Source organism: Wenzhouxiangella sediminis, assembly GCF_003410055.1.
Taxonomy (GTDB): Bacteria; Pseudomonadota; Gammaproteobacteria; order Xanthomonadales; family Wenzhouxiangellaceae; genus Wenzhouxiangella; species Wenzhouxiangella sediminis.
Window position 1 is genome coordinate 53,529 of record NZ_QUZK01000034.1, and the last position, 20,533, is coordinate 74,061.

General features: G+C 66.7%; 15 protein-coding genes. 8 read left to right on the top strand and 7 right to left on the bottom strand.

Annotated features, from left to right (window positions below; translation table 11 throughout):
- Positions 1-3: 3 nt before the first annotated feature.
- Positions 4-1,266 carry a NupC/NupG family nucleoside CNT transporter gene (locus DZC52_RS07465; RefSeq protein WP_116650503.1) on the bottom strand — a complete coding sequence of 421 codons (1,263 nt, stop codon included), beginning with the start codon at positions 1,264-1,266 and terminating at the stop codon, positions 4-6.
- Positions 1,267-1,525: 259 nt separating this feature from the next.
- On the opposite strand from DZC52_RS07465, the gene DZC52_RS07470 reads away from it, so the two are divergent.
- Positions 1,526-2,536, top strand: coding sequence for a CsgG/HfaB family protein (locus DZC52_RS07470; protein WP_116650504.1), 1,011 nt, complete (start codon positions 1,526-1,528; stop codon positions 2,534-2,536).
- Positions 2,537-2,933: 397 nt separating this feature from the next.
- Here DZC52_RS07470 and DZC52_RS07475 read toward each other — a convergent pair whose 3' ends face one another.
- A complete protein-coding gene (locus DZC52_RS07475) occupies positions 2,934-4,910 on the bottom strand; it encodes a serine/threonine-protein kinase (RefSeq protein ID WP_116650505.1) in 1,977 nt (658 codons plus the stop codon).
- A 134-nt stretch (positions 4,911-5,044) separates the two neighbouring features.
- Positions 5,045-6,646 carry a peptide chain release factor 3 gene (locus tag DZC52_RS07480; protein ID WP_116650506.1) on the bottom strand — a complete coding sequence of 534 codons (1,602 nt, stop codon included), beginning with the start codon at positions 6,644-6,646 and terminating at the stop codon, positions 5,045-5,047.
- Positions 6,647-6,797: 151 nt separating this feature from the next.
- On the opposite strand from DZC52_RS07480, the gene DZC52_RS07485 reads away from it, so the two are divergent.
- The 4 genes from DZC52_RS07485 to DZC52_RS07500 all read left to right on the top strand — a co-directional run bounded on the left by DZC52_RS07485 (position 6,798) and on the right by DZC52_RS07500 (position 14,349).
- On the top strand, positions 6,798-8,471 hold the full coding sequence (locus DZC52_RS07485; protein ID WP_116650507.1) for a hypothetical protein: 1,674 nt from the start codon (positions 6,798-6,800) through the stop codon (positions 8,469-8,471).
- A gap of 110 nt (positions 8,472-8,581) precedes the next feature.
- Positions 8,582-10,312 (top strand): leucine-rich repeat domain-containing protein, encoded by a 1,731-nt coding sequence (locus DZC52_RS07490; protein ID WP_116650508.1) that lies wholly within the window; start codon positions 8,582-8,584, stop codon positions 10,310-10,312.
- Between the two features lie 54 nt (positions 10,313-10,366).
- Positions 10,367-12,484 (top strand): leucine-rich repeat domain-containing protein, encoded by a 2,118-nt coding sequence (locus DZC52_RS07495; protein WP_116650509.1) that lies wholly within the window; start codon positions 10,367-10,369, stop codon positions 12,482-12,484.
- Between the two features lie 125 nt (positions 12,485-12,609).
- On the top strand, positions 12,610-14,349 hold the full coding sequence (locus DZC52_RS07500) for a hypothetical protein (protein WP_116650510.1): 1,740 nt from the start codon (positions 12,610-12,612) through the stop codon (positions 14,347-14,349).
- A gap of 34 nt (positions 14,350-14,383) precedes the next feature.
- On the opposite strand, the gene DZC52_RS07505 is transcribed toward DZC52_RS07500, so the two are convergent.
- The 4 genes from DZC52_RS07505 to DZC52_RS07520 form a co-directional block, all read right to left on the bottom strand.
- Positions 14,384-14,974, bottom strand: a complete 591-nt coding sequence (locus DZC52_RS07505; protein WP_116650511.1) for a hypothetical protein — start codon at positions 14,972-14,974, stop codon at positions 14,384-14,386.
- Positions 14,971-15,270 (bottom strand): autorepressor SdpR family transcription factor, encoded by a 300-nt coding sequence (locus DZC52_RS07510; protein ID WP_116650512.1) that lies wholly within the window; start codon positions 15,268-15,270, stop codon positions 14,971-14,973. Before DZC52_RS07510 ends, DZC52_RS07505 begins: the two co-directional genes overlap by 4 nt.
- Positions 15,271-15,373: 103 nt before the next feature.
- A complete protein-coding gene (locus DZC52_RS15850) occupies positions 15,374-16,312 on the bottom strand; it encodes a peptidoglycan DD-metalloendopeptidase family protein (protein ID WP_181918836.1) in 939 nt (312 codons plus the stop codon).
- Between the two features lie 52 nt (positions 16,313-16,364).
- Complete coding sequence (locus DZC52_RS07520) at positions 16,365-17,735, bottom strand: L-serine ammonia-lyase (protein WP_116650514.1); 1,371 nt, start codon at positions 17,733-17,735, stop codon at positions 16,365-16,367.
- Between the two features lie 106 nt (positions 17,736-17,841).
- On the opposite strand from DZC52_RS07520, the gene DZC52_RS15515 reads away from it, so the two are divergent.
- The 3 genes from DZC52_RS15515 to plsY are packed head-to-tail and all read left to right on the top strand — an operon-like array spanning position 17,842 to position 20,519.
- Positions 17,842-18,072: a glutaredoxin family protein gene (locus DZC52_RS15515; RefSeq protein ID WP_181918837.1), complete on the top strand. Its 231-nt coding sequence runs from the start codon at positions 17,842-17,844 to the stop codon at positions 18,070-18,072.
- A 1-nt stretch (position 18,073) separates the two neighbouring features.
- Complete coding sequence (locus tag DZC52_RS07530) at positions 18,074-19,888, top strand: DegV family protein (protein WP_181918838.1); 1,815 nt, start codon at positions 18,074-18,076, stop codon at positions 19,886-19,888.
- Positions 19,881-20,519 (top strand): glycerol-3-phosphate 1-O-acyltransferase PlsY, encoded by a 639-nt coding sequence (plsY, locus tag DZC52_RS07535; protein ID WP_116650517.1) that lies wholly within the window; start codon positions 19,881-19,883, stop codon positions 20,517-20,519. The genes DZC52_RS07530 and plsY overlap by 8 nt, the downstream gene beginning before the upstream one ends.
- Positions 20,520-20,533 lie beyond the last annotated feature (14 nt).

Consider the following 20,533-nt stretch of genomic DNA (forward strand, 5'->3'; position numbering starts at 1 on the left):
CGACTAGCCGACGAGGATGCCGGCCCAGCTGGCGTTGAGCAGGGAAACCAGGGTGCCGCCGAGCACCGCCTTGAGGCCAAGCTGGGCCAGGTCGGCACGACGCGAGGGCGAAATCCCGCCGATGCCGCCGATCTGGATGGCGATGGAGGCGAAGTTGGCAAAGCCGCACAGGGCATAGGTGGCGATCAGGGTGGATCGCTCCGACAGCTCGCCCTGCATCTCGGTCAGCGCCACGTAGGCGACGAACTCGTTGGCCACGACCTTCTGCCCGATCAGGCCGCCGACCGCGACCGCTTCCTCCATCGGCACGCCCGCGAGCATCGCCAGCGGGGCGCAGATCCAGCCGAGCAGCAGAGCCAGGTCGATGGGCTGGCCGACCAGCGCCTGCAGGCCGGTGACCTCGCCCAACCAGCCCAGCGGGCCGTTGATCAGCGCGATCAGGGCCAGGAAGGCGAGCAGCATGGCGCCGACGTTGAGCGCCAGCTTCAGGCCCTCACCGGCGCCGCCGGCGGCGGCTTCGATCAGGTTGGTGTGCGGTCGATCGATGGCGGTGCGCACCGTGCCGGCCGTCTCCGATTCCTGGGTTTCTGGCAGCAGCAGCTTGGCGACCACGAGCGCGGCCGGCGCGGCCATGATGGAAGCCGAGATCAGGTGCTTGGCGTAGAAGGCCTGCTGTGCGGGATCGGAGCCGCCCAGCAGCATCACGTAGGCGGCCAGCACGCCGCCGGCGATGGTCGACATGCCCCCGGTCATCAGCGCGAACAGCTCCGAGCGGGTCATGCCGGCGATGAAGGGCCGCACGACCAGGGGCGCTTCGGTCTGGCCGACGAACACGTTGGCCGCCGTGGCCAGCGACTCGCTGCCGGAGACCTTCATGAAACGCGTCATCACCCAGGCCATGACCTCGACGATCTTCTGCATGATGCCGATGTGGTAGAGACAGGCCATCAACGAGGCGAAGAAGATGATGGTCGGCAGCACCTGGAAGGCGAAGATGAAGCCGAACTCCTCGGCGTCGGCAAGCGGCCCGAAGATGAATTCCGCACCGGCGCTGGTGTAGCCGATCAGCGTCACGAACAACTGACCGAGCTGGTCGAACAGCATCTTGCCCAGCGGCACCCACAGCACCAGGATCGCCAGGAGCAGCTGCAGGACCAGGCCGACCACAACGGTCTGCCACGAAATGCTGGCGCGCGCCGAAGACAGGGCCCAGGCAATGCCCAACAAAAGGGCGATTCCCGCCAGCCCGAAAAGATCCTGAATCAAACCGCTCGACTCCCTCGATCATTCGCCGGTGAATGTGCGCCGGTACTTTTAACACATTTGAAACGCAGGGGCCGCGCTGGCGCATCCTGGTAACGCGGACTAGAATGAGCCGAAGCCGACCGGGCGTTCCCCGTGAACACCGAGTCTGGCCGGATTTCAGCGGGAATTCCGTTATTGGGGTACACCATCGAGCAGCCTGCCGATCCGATACGGGATTTGCAGTGCAGCAACTACCAGGATTAAAGCGGGAGGTAAGACCATGAAGTTGAGATTGATCGTCGGCCTGTGCGCGCTGGGCATGCTGACCGGCTGCCCGGCTGCCGGCACCACCACCCAGGTTCGCGACAGCGGCTCCGGCCCGAGCATGGAGGAAGCCCGCGCGGCGCATTACAACGGCCCGCAGGCCCGCATCGCCGTGGCTCGCTTCGAAAACAAGGCGGCCAACTCCGGCCGCTGGTGGAACGAATCGATCGGTGACGGCATGGCCGACATGCTGACCACCGCCCTGTTCAACTCCGGCCGCTTCATCGTGCTCGAGCGCCAGGCCATCGACGACGTCATGGCCGAGCAGGACCTGGGCGCCAGCGGCCGCGTGCGCGAGAGTACCGCCGCGGCCATCGGCGAAATCGAGGGCGCCGAACTGCTCGTCGTTGCCGCGGTCACCGAGTTCTCGGAGAACGCCAGCGGCACGCGCGGCTCCTTCGGCGGCAGCCGCATCGGCCGGGTCATCGGCGGCATCGCCGGCGGCAGCAGCAGCGCCCACATGGCCATCGACCTGCGCATCATCGACTCCAACACCAGCCGCGTACTGGCAGCCACCAGCATCGAAGGCGAAGCAAAGGACTTCGACATCGGCGGCGCCCTGGCCGGCTACACCGGCAGCCACGCCCTGGGCGGTTCGCTTTCCACATGGGAAAACACCCCGCGCGAGAAGGCCCTGCGCCAGGTCATCGGCAAGGCCGTCGAAGAAGTGGTGCGCCGCACGCCGCAGCGCTATTACCGCCACGGCGGCGGCCAGGCGGCCGGCTACCAGGCCAGCAACACCGGCGGCAACGGCAGCGCCGGCGGCGGCACCGGAGAGCGCGTGGTGATCACGGCCAACTCGCTCAACGTCCGTTCCGGCCCCAACGGCGACAGCTCGGTCCAGTTCAGCCTGAGCTCGGGCGCCATGGCCGACGTGCTCGTGCGCGCCGGCGACTGGATCCAGATCCGCGACGGCCAGGGCCGCACCGGCTGGGTGGCCTCGGAGTTCACGCTGGACGTGCAGTAAGAACGCGCGACACACCTAGCGGTTCGACAAAAGGCCTCGCCCGGGTTCGGGCGGGGCCTTTTTCGTTCGCGGTTTGGCTCCTTGGTTTTTTGGTTTTTTGGTGTTTTGGTTTCGGCAGCCGCGAGGGTTGGCGGGGCGGCTGCGCCGCGATGCGTTTGGGGAGGGCACTTCAGAGCCAGCTGAACTTGGACTCAGTGCCTTTTTGGTTCGTCAACACGGCGGAAAGCAAAGTACTCGGCCCCAGCCCAACCCACGCCCCCGAACCTCAAGGCTGCCGCACCAAAAAACCAAAACACCAAGACACCAAATAACCAATTCACGAGCCCCAACGCAAAAAGCGCCGGAACGAAAGAACGAAAGAACGAAAGAACGAACAAACGCGGCGTAGCCGCCGCCGTCAGTCGAACTGCGCCCTGATCCCGGCCAGCCACGGCTCGACGGAATCGACCGCCCGCCGCGTGGCGTTGAGTGAAGTGAACTCGATCTGCTCGACCGGCGAGGCGCCCATCTGGCGCATGTCGTGCAGGTCGTAGGTGATCGCCTCGAGCTGGGCAATGAACGCCGTCTCGACGCGATTGTAGTACTGCAGCTCCCGCTCGCCGGCCGGCAGGGCGCGGGCGACGACGACATAGCGCGCGCCGGCATCGAGCGCGGGCCCGGCCAGCCCGGCCAGGTCGACTTCCTCGCCCTGGACGTAGTTGCGATAACCGCTGACGAAGCCGCGCTGCACCAGCGGGTGGCTGCCGCCGCGCAGGGCCGACTCGATTTCGCGCACCATCGGATCGGCGATGACCGGATCGCCCACGCCGATCACCACGATTCCGCGCGGCGGCGGTGGGGGCGCCGACGACCGCGCAGTCTCGGCGGGGGCGGCGTTCATGGGTGCCGGAGTCGACTCGCTTTCGACCATGGCCACTTCCGGGCCTTGTTCGACGACCGATGCTTCCGTCGAACCGGATTCTTCGCCTGTGTTTCCCGCGACCGAATCGGGTTCGCCCGTCGCAACGGCCTCGCTTGCCGAGCCGGTCGACTGACCTTCATCCTTCGCAAGGCTCGTCGCCGCACTGTCCGACCCGCCGCCAGCGTCTTCGGTGGCGGTCGCCTCGCCGTCGGCTCCGCCCTCGCCGGCGGCCACGGCCTGACCGGCCCGCAATGCGCCGGCGGCATCGGCCGCCGGGCCGGGTTGCTCGGCCAGAGCCTCTTCCGAGTCGGCCTCCGGGGCAGGTGCGGCAGACGGGGTCCCGGAGTCGCCTGCGCCCGGCCACCAGGCCGTGACGCGGTTCCAGGTGGACGGATCGAGCCGCGCGAGCCCGAAGCCGGCTGCCGCCAGTGCCAGGACCAGCACGACCAGCATGGCCGCAGTGCGGCCCCGCCGCTTCGGCGTCTCGCGCTGGACGGGAACGGGATGCTGCTGCGCGGTTTCGGTTTGCAGAACAGCGGTGGCCTCGGGCGCGCTGGCGGCCGGCGCCGCCTGGGCGGCGGTGCGGGCCGTGGCCAGTGCCTCGGTCACCTCGCGCTCGGCGGTGGAGGGCCCCGTGTCACCACGCTGGACCGGACCCGTTTTGCCGGTCTTGAGGGGTTTCATGTCGGCGAGCAGCGCCGACCAGTCGGCATATCGTTCGGCCGGCTTGATCGCCAGCAGCTTGCCGAGAATATCGACCACGCGTTCGTCGACCTTGCCTTCCAGCCTGGAGAGGTCGGGAAAACCGCCGGCGGCGAGCTGCTTGAACGTTTCCTTGAGGTCGCGCCCCGGCATCAGGCGATCGCCGGTGAGCATTTCGTACCACACGGCGCCGAGGGCGAACATGTCGCTTCTCGAATCCACCGGTCCGCCGCTGAGCGCCTCGGGGGCCAGGTAGCCGGGCGTGCCCATGACGGTCTGGCTGCCGGCACCGGACTGCTCGGCGGCCACGCAGGCGATGCCGAAATCGGTGAGCACGGCGCGACCGCGTCGGTCGATCATGATGTTGCCCGGTTTGACGTCCCGGTGGACGATGCCTTCCCCGGCGGCGGCGGAGAGCGCGTTGGCCGCCTGCTCGGTCACGCGGCGGGCCATTTCGGGCGAGCACTGGCCCTCACGATCGATGAAATCGGCCAGCGATTCTCCGTCGACGTATTCCATGACGAAATACGGCTTGCCGTCGTGTTCGTCGGCGACGTAGATCTGGGCGATGTTGGGGTGGTTGAGTGCGGCGACGTTGCGCGCCTCTCGCAGGAAGCGGGCGACCACGATTTCGTCGGCGCTGAGCTCGTCGCTCAGGCACTTGATGGCGATGAAACGTTCGAGCTTGGGATCGAGCGCCTTGTAGACCACGCCCATGCCGCCGCGGCCGAGCTCGCTGATGATGTGATAGCGTCCGAGAACTTCGCCCATGTCCGTCACCTCCCGGCTGGATGGGTCGCCGCGGTCGGCGCACTCGCCGCCCTTTTGGCCGAATATACCAAACCTAACGATGAATCCGCCCTGAACCGGTCATCGCAGGGAGTCAGCCATCGACGAAACCGGATTCAGTCGACGTCGACGTAGACGCTGACTTCGCGTGTGGCGCGGAAGGTGATCTCGGGGTGGCGCTCTTCGGCCAGCTGCAGATTGACGCGCGTCGGGGCCAGGTAGACCAGCTGGCCGCCGCCGTCCTCGGCGAGGTGACGTTCGTTCTTGTCGCGGAATTTCTCCAGCGCTCGCTCGTCGTCGCAGCTGACCCAGCGGCAGGTGGCCACGTTGACCTGCTCGAAGACGGCCTCGACGTTGTACTCGGCCTTCAGGCGGTAGGCAACGACGTCGAACTGCAACACGCCGACCGCGCCGAGCACGAGATCATTGCCGAACAGCGGCTTGAAGAACTGGGTCGCACCCTCCTCGGACAACTGCGTCAGCCCCTTGGTCAGGGCCTTGAGCTTGAGCGGGTCCTTGAGCTGAACGCGGCGGAACAGCTCCGGCGCGAAGCTCGGAATGCCGGCGAACTGCAGCTTTTCGCCTTCGGTAAAGGTGTCGCCGATGCCGATCGTGCCGTGGTTGTGCAGCCCGACGATGTCGCCCGGATAGGCGTACTCGGCCGCCGCTCGCTCGTCGGCCATGAAGGTCAGCGCGCCGTGGGTGCGCTGTTCCTTGCCCAGGCGCACGTGGTGCAGCTTCATGCCCTTCTCGAACCGGCCCGAGCAGATACGCATGAAGGCCATGCGATCGCGGTGGGCGGGGTCCATGTTGGCCTGCACCTTGAAGACGAACCCGGTGCACTTTTCCTCCGCCGGCTCGACCGTGCGGCCCAGGGTGGCGCGCGGCTGCGGCTGGGGCGCGTGGTCGGTGAACTCGTCGAGCAGCGGGATCACGCCGAAATTGTTCAGCGCCGAGCCGAAGAAGACCGGCGTCTGCTCGCCTTTCAGGTAGCGCTCCAGGTCGAAGTCGTGGCTGGCGCCCTTGACCAGTTCGATCTCATCGCGGAGCTCGGCGGCCATGTCGCCCAGGGCTTCGTCGGCTTCGGGCGAATCCAGGCCGGCGATGATCTTCGGGTCCTGGCGCATGTAGTTCTTGCCCGACTCGTAGAGGTGAATCTCGTCCTTCAACAAGTGGTAGATGCCCTGCAGGCGCCGGCCCATGCCGATCGGCCAGGTCACCGGCGCGCACTCGATACCGAGCACCTCCTCGACCTCGTCGAGCAGCTCGATGGGCTCGCGGCCCTCGCGGTCAAGCTTGTTGATGAAGGTGAAGATCGGCGTGGCGCGCATGCGGCACACCTCCATGAGCTTGATGGTGCGCTCCTCGACGCCCTTGGCGCAGTCGATCACCATCAGCGCCGAGTCCACGGCGGTGAGCACGCGGTAGGTGTCCTCGGAGAAATCGGCGTGGCCCGGCGTATCGAGCAGGTTGACGATGCGCTCCTTGTAGGGGAACTGCATCACCGAAGACGTGATCGAGATGCCGCGCTCCTTTTCCATCTCCATCCAGTCGGAGGTGGCGTGGCGCGAGGCCTTGCGCGACTTCACCGAGCCGGCGAGCTGAATCGCCCCGCCGAAGAGCAGGAACTTCTCGGTCAGCGTGGTCTTGCCGGCGTCGGGGTGCGAGATGATCGCGAAAGTGCGCCGGCGCTCGATTTCGTCGGTCAGTCGGGACATGGTCGGAACGCGCAGGTAAACACACCATTATAACTGTCGGCACGGCCTTCGGAAATCAGGGCATGTCACGACTTGCCGTCCGGGAATGAACGGTCTAGTTTCCTCTTTGGGGAGTTGGCAATCGAGGGGGCCTTTCTTCTGAGGAGTTCACATGACTCGACACAGCCTTGCTTGCCTGACGCGAGCCTGCCTGTTTTTCGGCGCTTCGGCACTCTGTTCGGCCGTCGCTGCCCAGGACACGGCTTCGACGCTCGAGTCGTTCTACCAGGCCACCGGCGGAGACCAGTGGAGAGACAACACCGGCTGGCTGGACCCGGCGGTCGATTTCTGTGACTGGTACGGCGTCAGCTGCCGCGGCAGCCAGGGCGGCCAGCAGGTCATCGACCGCATCGAACTGCCGGCCAACAATCTCGTCGGCACCCTCGACCTGGCCGCGCTCGACGAACTGGGGTTGACCGAGCTGGACCTGGCCGACAACGATCTGGCCGGCACGCTCGAACGTGCCCCGGTCGGCATTCACCTGATGGACCTTTCCAACAACCGCTTCGAAGGCGCGCTGCCGGCCCTGCGCTCCGAGGACATTCCGCTCATCGTCGACGACAGCCCGCATACCTGGCGGCTGGCAAACAACCGCTTCAGCGGCCCGATCCCGACCAACTGGAGCGAATTGCGACTGCGCAACCTCGACCTCACCGGCAATGAACTGGACGGCAACGCGGCCACGGCCTTCGAAGCGATCGGCCGAGAAGGGCCGGGGTTCCTGGGTATCGCCGACAACGACTTCGCGGGTCCGCTGCCACCGGACATCACCGACACCTGGCTGCAACTGCATGACGTCGACACCTTCGGCGGGCTGAACCTGTGCTGGAACGACTGGCAGATCGACGATCCCGGACTGGACGACTGGATCGCCGCGCGGCATGTCGGCGGCGAGTACCTCGATTGCATCAACCGCGCGCGCACGACGGTGACGCCCGGCATCAGCGGATCGTTCTACAACTCCGCGCGCAGCGGAGAAGGACTGACGGTGATGATGCTCGACAGCGGCCAGCCCGTGATGTACTGGTTTTCATTCGACACCGAAGGCCGCCAGCAATGGGCCTTCGAAGCCGGGTTCCATCACGAGGAAAGCCTGCAATGGCGAACCCTGCTGGAGACCCGCGGCGACTTCGCCGAAGGCATCCGCTTCGTCGAGGGCCAGCGCACGGTTCGCCCGCTGATGGGCGCCAGGCTCGATCGGCTGTCGCCCAACCGCATGCATTTCGAACGGCGCTACTGGGACTACACGCTCTGCCCGCCGCTGCTCGACCCGCCCGGCACTTCGCAGCCCTGCCCTCTGATCCCCATATCCGACCGCCTGGACTACTCGCGGCTGACCCAGCTGGCGGGCACCACCTGCACCAACCAGAGCGATCACCAGCAGTACTCCGGCGCCTGGTACGACCCCTTCCGCAGCGGCGAGGGCTTCGTCATCGAGGCGCTGCCCGACGATCGCGCCGTCGTCTACTGGTTCACCTACACGGCCGACGGATCGGGCGACCAGGCCTGGATGGTCGGACAGGGCACGATCGAACCGGGCGATCAATCCCCGGCCGAGATCATCGTCGATCCGCTCTACCAGCCTATCAGCGGCGTCTACGGCGCCGATTTCGACCCCGAGGCCGTCGAAGCCGTGGACTGGGGCCGCCTGCGCATCGAGCTCGACAGCGCCGACACGGGCCGGGTCTACTGGAACAGCAACCTGGCGGAATACGGATCCGGTGACTATCCGATCGTGCGCCTGGCACGCCCGATGCTCGCCGACTGCGACAACGCGCAACCCTGAAAATCGCTCCCCGCGGCCCGGCCACCCCGCCGGGCCGCCCATTTGCCTGTCGACGATCGCTCTCGTACCATGGATTCGGGGCATTCAATCGTTGGCGAGGTGCAATCACCATGCAAAGCAACAGCTGCCGGGCGCTCTCCGCCCTGGCCACCCTCATCCTTCTCGCATCGCTGCACGGCAGCCCGGCATCGGCCCTCTCGCCGCCGCCACCGCTGCCGGTCGAAGCGCTCTCGGATTTCTACGAGGCCATGAACGGCGACGAATGGCACCGCAACGACGGCTGGCTCGACCCGGAGGTCGATGTCTGCGACTGGTACGGCATCTCCTGCGTGACCGAGGCGCCGGCAACGGGTGGATACGAGTGGATCGGGCGCATCGAGCTGCCGGACAACAACCTGCAGGGGGAACTCACCGCCGAACTGCAGGAACGCCTGTGGACCTACGGTCCCGCGTCCACGCCAAGCCGCGAGCTTGATCTCAGCGGCAATGCCATCCGCGGGGAGTTCACTTATTTTCCCTGGGGCACCGGGGACGTGAACCTGAGCGGCAACCTGCTGAGCGGCAGCCTGCCCGATCTGCCCGCGGAATTGCCCGAAATCGAACTCGAGCGACTCCGCCTGTCCCGCAACGACTTCGAAGGCGCCGTACCCGCCGGCTGGGACCGCCTGCAGTTGCGCCGCCTCGAGCTTTCCGACAACCGCCTCGACGCCGGTGCCGAACACGCCTTCGCGGCCATGCACGGTTTCGAGCAGAGCTTTCTCTACCTCAACGGCAACCGCTTCGCCGCCGAGCTGGGCGAAGACATCACCAACGCGCAGGGGCTGGCCGAACGCGGCGACAGCAACGTCGGCGCCGGGCTCGACCTGTGCTACAACGACTTCCTGATCGAAGACCCCGCCGTGAGGGACTGGATCGCCGCACGCCACGTCGGCTCGACGGACTTCGAGGCCTGCCTGGGCCGGCAACGCGTGGCCGTCGACGCCACCGCAAGCGGCAGCTGGTATCACCCCGGCCGCTCCGGGGAAGGCATTTCGCTGATGATCCTCGAACAGGGTGCGCCCCTGCTCTACAGCTTCGGCTTCGACAGCGAGGGCCGACAGCAGTGGCTGTTCGAGCTGGGCCACGCCGGCGACCGCTGGCTGCGCTGGGATCCCGTGCGCGAGACGCGCGGTTACTTCGGCGAAGGCATCGCCGCCGACGAGGACTACCGCTTCGTCCGGTCCACCGGCCGGTTTCGCGCCGACCGCGTCGGCACCGACACGCTCAGCCTGCACCGCCACTACTACGACCTGCTGGCCTGCGGGCCGTGGGAACCGCAAGTGGTACCACCCCCCGGTCTGTGCCCGCCACCGCTGTTCGACGATCGCCTCGACTACCACCGCCTGTCACGCCTGGCCGGAACGACCTGCGAAAACGGCAGCGATTACCAGCAGTATTCCGGCGCCTGGTACAACCCGCAGCAGTCCGGCGAAGGCTTCCTGATCGAAGTCATGCCCGACGACCGCGCGGTCGTCTACTGGTTCACCTACAAGCCAGGCGATTCCGGCGAGCAGGCCTGGATGGTCGGAAGCGGGGAGATGTCCTTTGTGCCTTCCGTCATCCCGGTGGGTACGGAAAACCCGGCTCAACTCACGGTCACGCTCCACCAGCCCCAGGGCGCAAGCTACGGCCCGGACTTCGATCCCGGAGACGTCGATCCGGTCGAATGGGGCGAGCTCACGATCGACTTCGGCGTACCGGGCACCGGCGAGGTGCAGTTCGAGAGCGTCATAGACGACTTTGGCTCGGGCGAATTCCAGATCGAGCGATTGGCCGCTCCCATGCTGGCCGAGTGCGAGTAGCCCGGCATCGCCCCGTCGGCGGCCATCAAGCCACGCCAAATCCGGAGATCAGCGATGCAGCGAGCAACCACGATTCGACGTCTCGCGACCCTTGCCTTCCTGCTGCCCTGGGCCCTGGCAGGCGCCCAGTCCGAACCGGAGCGAGACGCGCTGGTCGCGCTCTACCGGGCCACCGGCGGCGAGAACTGGCGTGAGCAGGACAACTGGCTCACCGACCGGCACCACTGCGCCTGGGAAGGCGTCCACTGCCGGGATGTCGACGGCCAGCGGCGGGTCGATTTCCTCGATCTGCGCTGGCACGGACTCAGTGGACAGCTACCCGAATCCCTCGCCGGCCTGTCCGAGCTGACCGAGCTGGTACTCAGCGACAACAGGCTCAGCGGCCCGCTGCCGGATACGCCCTGGGGGCTGCCCCGACTTCGCTTCCTGGCTGTGCACGACAACCATTTCACCGGCACCATCCCGCAATGGCTGCTGGCGCTTGGAAAAGGCACAGGAGTGGACCTCAGCGGCAACCAATTCTCGGGATACCGAATCGGGACGTCGGAGTCCGGTGGGCAAACCGACCCCGTGAGCCTCGACCTCTCCGACAACCGGCTCGACCACCTGCCGCCGCCGGCGTGGCTGGAAGGCAAGCGCGTGACAGGTCTGGATCTCTCGGACAACCGGCTGGCGGGCTCGATCGATATGGCGACGCTTCCGCCGGACCTGCTTGAGCTCGATCTCTCGGACAACGCCCTGGCGGAAATCACGGGGCTGGACCAAAGCGGCTCCCAGTCGCTCGCCCGTCTCGATGCATCCGGCAATCAGTTCGAATCCTGGCCGGCCGGCCTGGCCGCACTCGACCTCGCCCATCTCGACCTCGGTGAAAACCGGCTGTCCGGTAGCTGGCCCGAGTGGCTGTCGACGATGCCCCTGGACACACTCGATCTCTCCGGCAATGAATTGTCCGGCGACTTGCCGGCCTCGGTCGGTCAACTCGAACTCATGGCGATCGATATCGGCAACAACGATTTCACCGGATCGATCGCGCCGGCGTTCGAGTCGCTGCGCACCCCCGACTGGTCGGGCAACTGGCTGCTCGCCGCCGACAACGCCTTCAGCGGCGGTTTGCCGGACAATCTCGAATTCTCCCGCTTCAATAACGGCTACTGGCCCAACACCTACGGTGACGTAATCGAGCAGTTCGGGCTGCGCGGCCTGGATCTGTGCTGGAACGAGCTTGAGATCAGCACGGCTGAGCGTGAAGCGATCGAAGACGCCCAGGTCCACAGAGGCCGGGAATTGGGGTCCTGCATCGACCAAGCACGCCACGCCATCGATCCGGGCGTCGGCGGATCCTGGTTCGACCCCGAACGCAGCGGCGAAGGGCTGACCCAGATGATGCTCGACAACGGCCGAGTGATGGTCTACTGGTTCACCTACGGCAACCTGGGCTGGCGGCCCGATGAACAACTCTGGCTGGTCGGGATCGTCGAGCCCGACGAACAGTCGTTCGGACCGATCCGGCTTGCAGCCCCGGAAGGCGGCCGATTTTCATTCGGGTTTAACCGCAGCGCTCGCCGCGACTACACGGGCAGCTACACCATTCGGCAGGATCGCGTTGACGAAGATGAAAGCCGGTTCTTCTACGAGTTCCTCCGCGGCGGCATCTGCATTACGGGCGGGTGCAGCTATGAATACGACAGCCAGCGCCTCGAGCACGATCGGCTCACGCGCCTGGCCGGCACCACCTGCGAGACGCAAAGCCCCTACCAGCAGTACGCCGGCGCCTGGTACAACCCCGAGCGCGCGGGCGAGGGCTTCGTTGTCGAAGTGTTGCCCGATGATCGAATCGTCGTCTACTGGTTTACCTACAAGCCGGACGAATCGGGGCACCAGGCCTGGATGGTCGGCAGCGGCCGCTTCCCGGACGAAGACCTCATCGTCGACCCACCCCCACCCTGGGAAACCCAGGCCGAAATGACCCTCTTCCAGCCCGTCGGCGCCGAGTTCGGCTCGCAGTTCGACCCCGCCGACGTACGCAGAGTCGAGTGGGGCGACTTCACCATCCGGTTCACCGACGAAGACCACGGCCGCGTGTTCTGGAACAGTGAGCTCGACGGTTACGGCTCCGGTGACTACGCCATCGAGCGCCTCGCCACCCCGAAGCTGGCCGACTGCGGGCCTTGATCGTCGCCGAGCCCGCGCCTCGATTAACCATGGTTTTACGAGCCCTAAACCGGCGCCTGACATTCCCGCTCTTAGACTCTATCCACGGGAAGGGATCATTTTCTTGCAGTGTGGGAGGACAAACCATGCATTCATTCGACAACCCGCCTCGGCTCTGGTCGGGGCTGGCCTGTACGGCTATTCTGACGCTTTCGCTGGGCATGACCAGCACATCGGTCGAGGCACAGCTGCCCGAAGCGGACCGGCAGGCCTTGATCGACCTCTACGAATCCACCAACGGCGACGAGTGGATCAAGAATGACAACTGGCTCGGAGAGCCGGGCACGGAATGCGACTGGCACGGCATCGAGTGCTTCGACGATCTCGACCAGTACGCAGTGATACTGAGCTACAACAACCTCTCGGGCAGCTTGCCGGCCTCGCTGAGCGACGCCGAGGGCATGCGCTTCCTTTTGGCCGAGAACAACCAGCTCGAAGGCGAGTGGACCATCGCACCCGAAAGCCTGCCGAACCTCATGCTGATCGATCTCGCCGACAACCGGCTGACCGGCTTCGATCTGTCCAAGAGCTCGGTCCCCTCGCTCCTGGGCATACAACTGTCGGGCAACCAGCTCACGGGCGGCTTGCCCGAGGGCCTTGCAAACAGGACCATGCTCGCCCGAATCGACATGTCTCACAACGAGCTCTCGGGCGACCTGCCGGATTGGCTTTCCGGGCTGGCGCTCGACGAGGAGCTCAACCTGGCGGGCAATGCATTCACCGGCAGCATCATTCCCGCGCTTTCGGCGATGGCCGACGAGCTATCTCCCGGCAATCCGGATGCCACGAATGCCGGCGTCCTGCTGGATCTTCGCGACAATGATTTCTCCGGAGACATCCAGGCCGAGGCCGCCGATTTCTCCAAGGGCATCGACGGCTGGCTGACCCTGTGCTGGAACGACCTTCAGGCCGCTGACGAATCCGTCGAATCATGGCTGGCCGAAGAACACTACGGCGACCCCCAACAATGCCTGGGCAAGTCGCTGGTCACCCCCAGCGCAGTAACCAGCGGTTCCTGGTACAACCCGGACAGACCAGGCGAGGGGTTCTCGATCATGCAACTCGAGGACGGCCAGACCATGGTCCACTGGTTCACTTATGCGCCAGCCGACGATCCGCCCGGCCGGCAGAGCTGGTTGTCGGGCAGCCGTACCTTCGAGGACCCGTCCTTCGACAAGGTGCCGGTTTTCGCGCCGCGCGGCGGCCAGTTCGCAGAGGGCCTCCCTGATCCCAGCAGCTATCCGCACGATGCTTTCGGCATCATCGGAATGGCCTGGACGGGCCAGCAGCGACTCCAGACCGACCAGGAGATGACTGCCGCGGCCACGGAATCGCCGATCTCCCAGTACATGGAGCAAGTACAGCTCACGCGCCTGGCCGGCACCAGTTGCGACAACCAGTCGAACTTCCAGGACTACTCGGGAGCCTGGTTCAACCCCGACCGCTCCGGCGAAGGCTTCATCGTCGAGGCGCTGCCCGACGACCGCGCCGTCGTCTACTGGTTCACCTACCGGCCCGACGATTCGGGTCACCAGGCCTGGATCACGGGCAGCGCGGCGTTCGAAACACCGATCACAGGAACACCGCCCCCCGGTGAACCCGTGGCATTCGTGGACTTCGAAAACATGGTGCAACCGGTCGGCACGGCCCACGGCCCGGACTTCGACGCCAGCGAAATCGATCACATCGACTGGGGCAGCCTGAGGCTGGAATTCTTCGATGACGGCTCCGGCCGCGTGGCCTGGGACTCCGAGCTGGCCGAATTCGGATCCGGCGATTACGCCATCGAACGCCTGGCGAAGCCGAAACTCGCCGACTGCGACTGACCGGCGCCCGAATGGTGAGGGGCCAGGCGGCCCCTCACGACGCCGCCCCGGCCGAGGATCGCGTGGCAATGCGCCGAACCCCGACGGCGCAGACGGTGCCTGCGGCAACGTAGATGCCGAAAGTGGCCCACCAGGCGACATCGTTGACCAGGGGCAGAGTCAGCCAGGCAAGAATCAGCAACAAACCTGTCACGACGAAGGTCCAGCCCAGTAGCCGCTTTACTGCCAGGCCGCGAGCCGGTCCGCAGGCGGTTTCGCGCTTCTTGGGCAGGCCATTGCCGGTCACCACCAGGGCCAGCGCGATCACGATCATGCCGTAGCGGGTTATCCACTCTTCCTCGATGGCGCCCAGGCTGCCCAGGGCGCAGGCACCCAGTGCGCCGGCGATCATCAGTGCACCGCCGATCAAGCTGTTGAAAACCGTTCGACGTTCCCGGGGACGCTCCGGCCCAGGCATGGCCCCGAAGGCGACGACCAGCAGCCAGGCCAGCGGCATGGAGAGCATCCCGGTCATCCAGACCAGCGCCCCCTCAGGCCGCTGGGTCCAGGCCAGGACGCCGAAGGCGATGGCGAGCAGGATCAGTATCTGCAGCGCGATGGGGCGCCAGGTGAGTTCCTTGTTCATTGTTCGGATTCCTCTTTGTCGGATTGTTCGGATGGGGGCGCCATTCCGAAGGTCTGCGCGAAGCCCATCAGCGCTTCTTCCAGCACGGACATGCGCAGCGAATAGATCATCGACTTCCCGTCGCGCTCCACACTCACGAGGCCCGCCTCCTTGAGCACCCGAAAGTGCACCGACATGGTCGGCTTGGAAACGTCGAAGTGCGACGCCAGCTCGCCGGCGCTCAGCGGGCCGCCGCGCAAAAGCTTGAGGACTTCGCGCCGGGTCGGGTCGGACAGTGCCTTGAAGACGTTGCTCATGTTTTTATTATTAGCTAAATATCTAATTGTTGTCAAATGACCTGGCCTGGCGGCGGGGCATGGAGAAGCGGGATCAGCCCAGTCGGGTGGCTTCAGGCCCGGGTCAGCGCGGCGAAAGCCAATCGCCGGGCCGGGGCTGAACGGCCCGCCCTTGCTCGTTTTCGAACTCGAAGGGCACGGAAGTCAGTTCCATATCGCGGTTGACCTGCACGGCGAAGTGCAGGTGCGGGCCGGTGCTGTAGCCGGTGTTGCCCGAGCGGCCGATCCGCTCGCCCCGTTCGACGCGTTCGCCCGGGCGCACGCGCACGCCTTCGTAATCGAGATGGGCGTAGAGCGCCATCGATCCGTCGTCGTGGAGAATGCGCACGTAGTTGGCGCGCGGACCGTCGCGTTCGAGATCCTTGCCGGCGCCGTGGAAGTAGCGGGCGACATCCATCACCACGCCGGCGCGAGCCGCATGCACCGGCGTGCCCAGCGGCGTCTGGATATCGACCGCGTGAAAGCCCGAAGGGCTGCTGTGGCTGTATTCGCCGCCGAAGGCCTGGCCGATGCGGAAACGGCTGCCTGCCGGAATGGGCGGCCGGTAGGGTCGCGTGGGGGCATGCCGTGCGCCGATCCGGCCCGGCACACCGGCGGTCTCGAATCGGTAGGACCAGGATTGCCGGCCGTCGAGCGGGCCGATGGTCACCAGTTCACGTTCTTCCAGCCCGTCGAGCACGAAGACTTCCGGCAGCTTCGGCTGCGTGACGACGTTACGGGCCTCGACCAGGCCGACGCGAACACTCACCGGACCGTGAATGCGGTTGCGGAACAGCCAGAAGGGGTCGTCCTTCGGACCGGCCTTGACCACGTCGACCAGGCGCTGCGGCTCGGCCTCGGCGCGCTGCACGGTGACCTCGCGCTCGGTCACCGGCTTGCGATCGGTGAAATGCTTGACCCCGTCGGCGTCCTCCCAGATATAAATCGTCTGCGCCGAAACGCCCCCCGCCAGAGCCCAAAACAGCACCGCGCCAACGAGCACCTTCCCGCCCGAGGCGATCACCCAATGCTTTCTTCCTGAAACCTGAAACCTGAACCCTGAAACCTTCACCGGCTCAGCACTCAATGACATTGACAGCCAAGCCACCGCGCGAAGTCTCCTTGTACTTCGACTTCATGTCGCGCCCGGTATCGCGCATGGTCTTGATCACCTTGTCGAGACTGACGCGATGCTTGCCGTCACCGGCCATGGCCATCCGGGTGGCGTTGACCGCCTTGACCGAGCCCATGGCGTTGCGCTCGATGCAGGGAATCTGCACCAGGCCGCCGACGGGATCGCAGGTCAGCCCCAGGTTATGTTCCATGCCGATCTCGGCCGCATTTTCCACCTGCGACATGCTACCGCCGAGTGCCGCCGTCAGGCCGCCGGCGGCCATCGAACAGGCCACGCCGACTTCGCCCTGGCAGCCGACCTCGGCCCCTGAGATCGAGGCGTTTTCCTTGTAGAGGATGCCGATGGCGCCGGCGGTGAGCAGGAACTCGATGACGCCATCCTCGTCCGCACCGTCGACGAAACGCCGGTAGTAGTGCAGTACCGCCGGAATGATGCCGGCCGCGCCGTTGGTCGGCGCGGTGACGACGCGCCCGCCGGCGGCGTTCTCCTCGTTGACGGCCAGAGCGTAGAGGTTGATCCAGTCGAGTTGGTCGAGGTTTTCTTCCTTTGCTCGCGCACACAGCTTCTTGTAGAGCGCCGGCGCCCGGCGGGCCACGTTCAGGCCGCCGGGCAGCGTGCCCTCCATGCCGATGCCGCGATCGACGCATTCGCGCATGGCCTGCCAGATGGTCAGCAGGCCGTCGCGGATCTCGGCCTCGCTGCGCCAGGCCGACTCGTTGGCCAGCATCACGTCGCTGATGCGCAGGTCGTGGTCGGCGCAGATGGCGAGCAGCTCATCGCCGGTCGAGAAGGGGTACTTCAGCGGGGTCTCGTCGGCGACGATGCGATCGGCCGCGGCCTCGTCGGCGTTGACCACGAACCCGCCGCCCACCGAGTAATACTCGCGCGAGAGCAATTCCCCGCCGTCGGCGTCGAAGGCGGTGAAACGCATGCCGTTGGGATGGTGCGGCAGGGTCTGGCGCTTGTGGAAGACGAGATCCTTGCGCAGGTCCACCGCGATGTCGCGCTCCCCGCCCAGGCGCATGCGCCCGGACTCGGCGATCTCGTCCATGCGGCGCGGGATGTGGTCCGGATCGACGCGGTCGGGCATTTCACCCTCCAGGCCGAGAATCACGGCGCGATCGGAGCCGTGCCCCCGGCCGGTGTGCCCGAGCGAGCCGAAGAGGTCCGACTGCACGCGCACTGTGCGCTCGAGCAGCCCGGCATCGGCCAGGCGCGAGACGAAAGTCGCCGCCGCCCGCATGGGCCCGACGGTGTGAGAACTCGACGGCCCGATGCCGATCTTGAAGAGGTCGAATATGCTGACAGCCATGGCGCGCAGTTTAGCTTCTTTGCCCCTTCGACAACATCGGAACGCGCTGGATTCACAGCAGCTAAAATGCAACACTCTGCGATCGCGACATTCGCCGAAAGACCTCATGAAACTCAAGTTCTACACACGCCCGGACTGCAGCCTGTGCACCAAGGCGGAAGCCCTGCTCGCCGAAGGCGGCTTCGGCAACGCCTACGAGAAGGTCAACATCGAATCCGACCTGGAGCTGCTCGACCGCTACGGCGACAAGATCCCGGTGGTCCACAACACCGAAACCGGCGAGAAACTGTCCTGGCCGTTCACCGCCTCGCAGGTGCGTGAACTGGTCGCCGACTGACGTGACGCAGGCCATTTCCCACGTCGATGCCGCCCGGCTGGAGCAGGCCCTGCTGGCCGGCATCGCCAATGTGTTCCGCCGCCGCGACCACATCAACGCCATCAACGTCTTCCCGGTCGCCGACAGCGATACCGGCACCAACCTCGCGTTTACCCTGGCCAGCGTGCGCCGGGCCATCGAGGGCGAAGCCGGCCGCAGTCTGCCCGATCTGCTCCGAGAGGTCGCCGACGCCGCGCTCGACGGCGCCCGCGGCAACTCGGGCGCAATCATGGCGCAGTACTTCCACGGCCTGAGCGAGTCTTCCCGCGATTTCCAGGTGCTCGACGGCAAGCGCCTGGCCCAGGTCTCGGCCGCCGGCGCCCGTTCGGCCTGGTCGGCCATGACCAACCCGGTGCCCGGCACCCTGCCGACGGTGCTCGAGGACTTCGCCGACGAATTGCTGCGCGTCACCCGCGACGGCGTCGAAGACATCCGCGAACTGTTCGAGCGCGGCCTGGCCCGGGCGCGCAAGTCGCTGGCCGCCACGCCCGAGCAGCTCAGCGCCCTGGCCGATGCGGGCGTGGTCGATGCCGGCGCCCAGGGTTTCGTCGACCTGCTCGAGGGCATCCGGCGCTACATGCGCAGCGGCCGGATGCCGCGCTTCGCCGCCGAATCGGCGCCGCCGGCGGCCGCCGGCGAGCGCGAGCACGCCGCACCGGACAAACACCGCTTCTGCACCGAGTGCCTGATCGAGGGCGACCGTCTCGACGTCATCCGGCTGCGCGAACGACTCGACGCACTCGACGCCAGCTCCCTGGTGGTGGCCGGCGGGGAGCGGCGCGCCCGGGTGCATATCCACACCGACAGCCCGGGCGAAGTGTTCAGTCTCTGCGGCGAGTTCGGCGAACTGCGGCAGCAGAAAGCCGACGACATGACCCGCCAGCACGGCCTGATGAACCACGCCGGCAGCGTGGCCATCGTCACCGATTCGGCCGCCGACCTGCCGGCCGAAGAGGTCGAGCGCCTCGGCATCCACGTGGTGGCCGTGCGGCTGAACTTCGGCGACGAGGAATTCCTCGACAAGCTGACCATGACGCCGGCGCAGTTCTACGCCCGCCTGGCCGAATCCCCGGTGCACCCGCAGACCTCGCAGCCGCCGCCGGCCGACTTTCGCCGCCAGTACGAACTGCTGACCTCGCACGGACTCGACGTGCTCGGCATCCAGATCTCCGGGCGCCTCAGCGGCACCCTGCAGGCCGCGCGCCGGACCGCCGAGCGGGTCGATCCCGAACGCATCGAAGTGATGGACACGCGCAACGCCGCCTGCGGCCAGGGGCTGATGGTGCTCTGGGCCGCCGAGGCCGCGGCGAAGGGCTGGGAGCGCGTCGCCATCCGGACCCGTCTGACCGAAATGCGCGACAGCTTCAAGACCTACGCCCTGGCCCGCGACCTCAGCTGGGGCGTGCGCGGCGGCCGCGCCAAGCCCTGGATGGAGACGCTCGCGCGCAAGCTGCGCCTCAACCCCATCCTGACCGCCTCGCCGGAAGGCGAGCTGGTCGCCCGCGGCGTGATCGCCGGACGCCGAGCAACGGTGGAGAAATTCGCCCGCTACCTGCTGCGCCGGATGGATCCCGGGGCGACCTACCGCGTGATCATCAGCCACACCGACGCCGAGGCCGACGCAAAGGCCCTGCGCAAACGCATCCTGGCCGGTCACCCGCAGGTCGACGCCTGCTGGGTGGTGGAAGCCAGCCCGGCCGTGGGCGCCCACGCCGGCCCGGGCACCCTGATCGCCGGCATGCACGTGTGGGAACCGCCGGAGGCGCGTCATGATTGAACTGGCGCTGGTCCTCGTCGGCGGCTACCTGCTGGGATCGATCTCCGGCTCCCTGCTGCTCGGCCGCCTGCGCGGCGTCGACATCCGCACCATGGGCTCGGGCAACGCCGGCGGCACCAACGCCCTGCGTACCGTGGGTTGGCAGTTTGCCCTCGGCGTGGTCCTCATCGACGTCGGCAAGGGCGCAGCGGCCGCCGGCCTGCTGCCCCTGGCCGCGCCGTGGCTCTCGGCCGAGCCGCTCGACTTCACGACCCTGGCGGCGGCCGGCGGATTCACGGCCGTGGTCGGCCACGTCTGGCCGCTGTACTTCCGCTTTCGCGGCGGCAAGGGCGCGGGCACGGCCGTCGGCGCGATTGCGGTCGTGGCGCCCTGGTGCCTGGCGCCGCTGTTGCTGGTCTGGCTGGTCACGCTCATCGGCACCGGCTATGTCGGCCTGGCCACCATCCTGGCCGGCCTGAGCCTGGTGCCGTCGATGTGGATGCTCGGCCCCGCCCCCTTGCCGAATGCCCTGGCCGCGCTGGCCATCGCCCTGGCCGTACTGCTGGTCTACACCCACCGCGCCAACCTGGCGCGCATGCGCGCCGGTGACGAGAACCGCTTCGAGAAAGCTCGCCTGCTCAAGCGGCGCTGAGGACGCTCGACGAG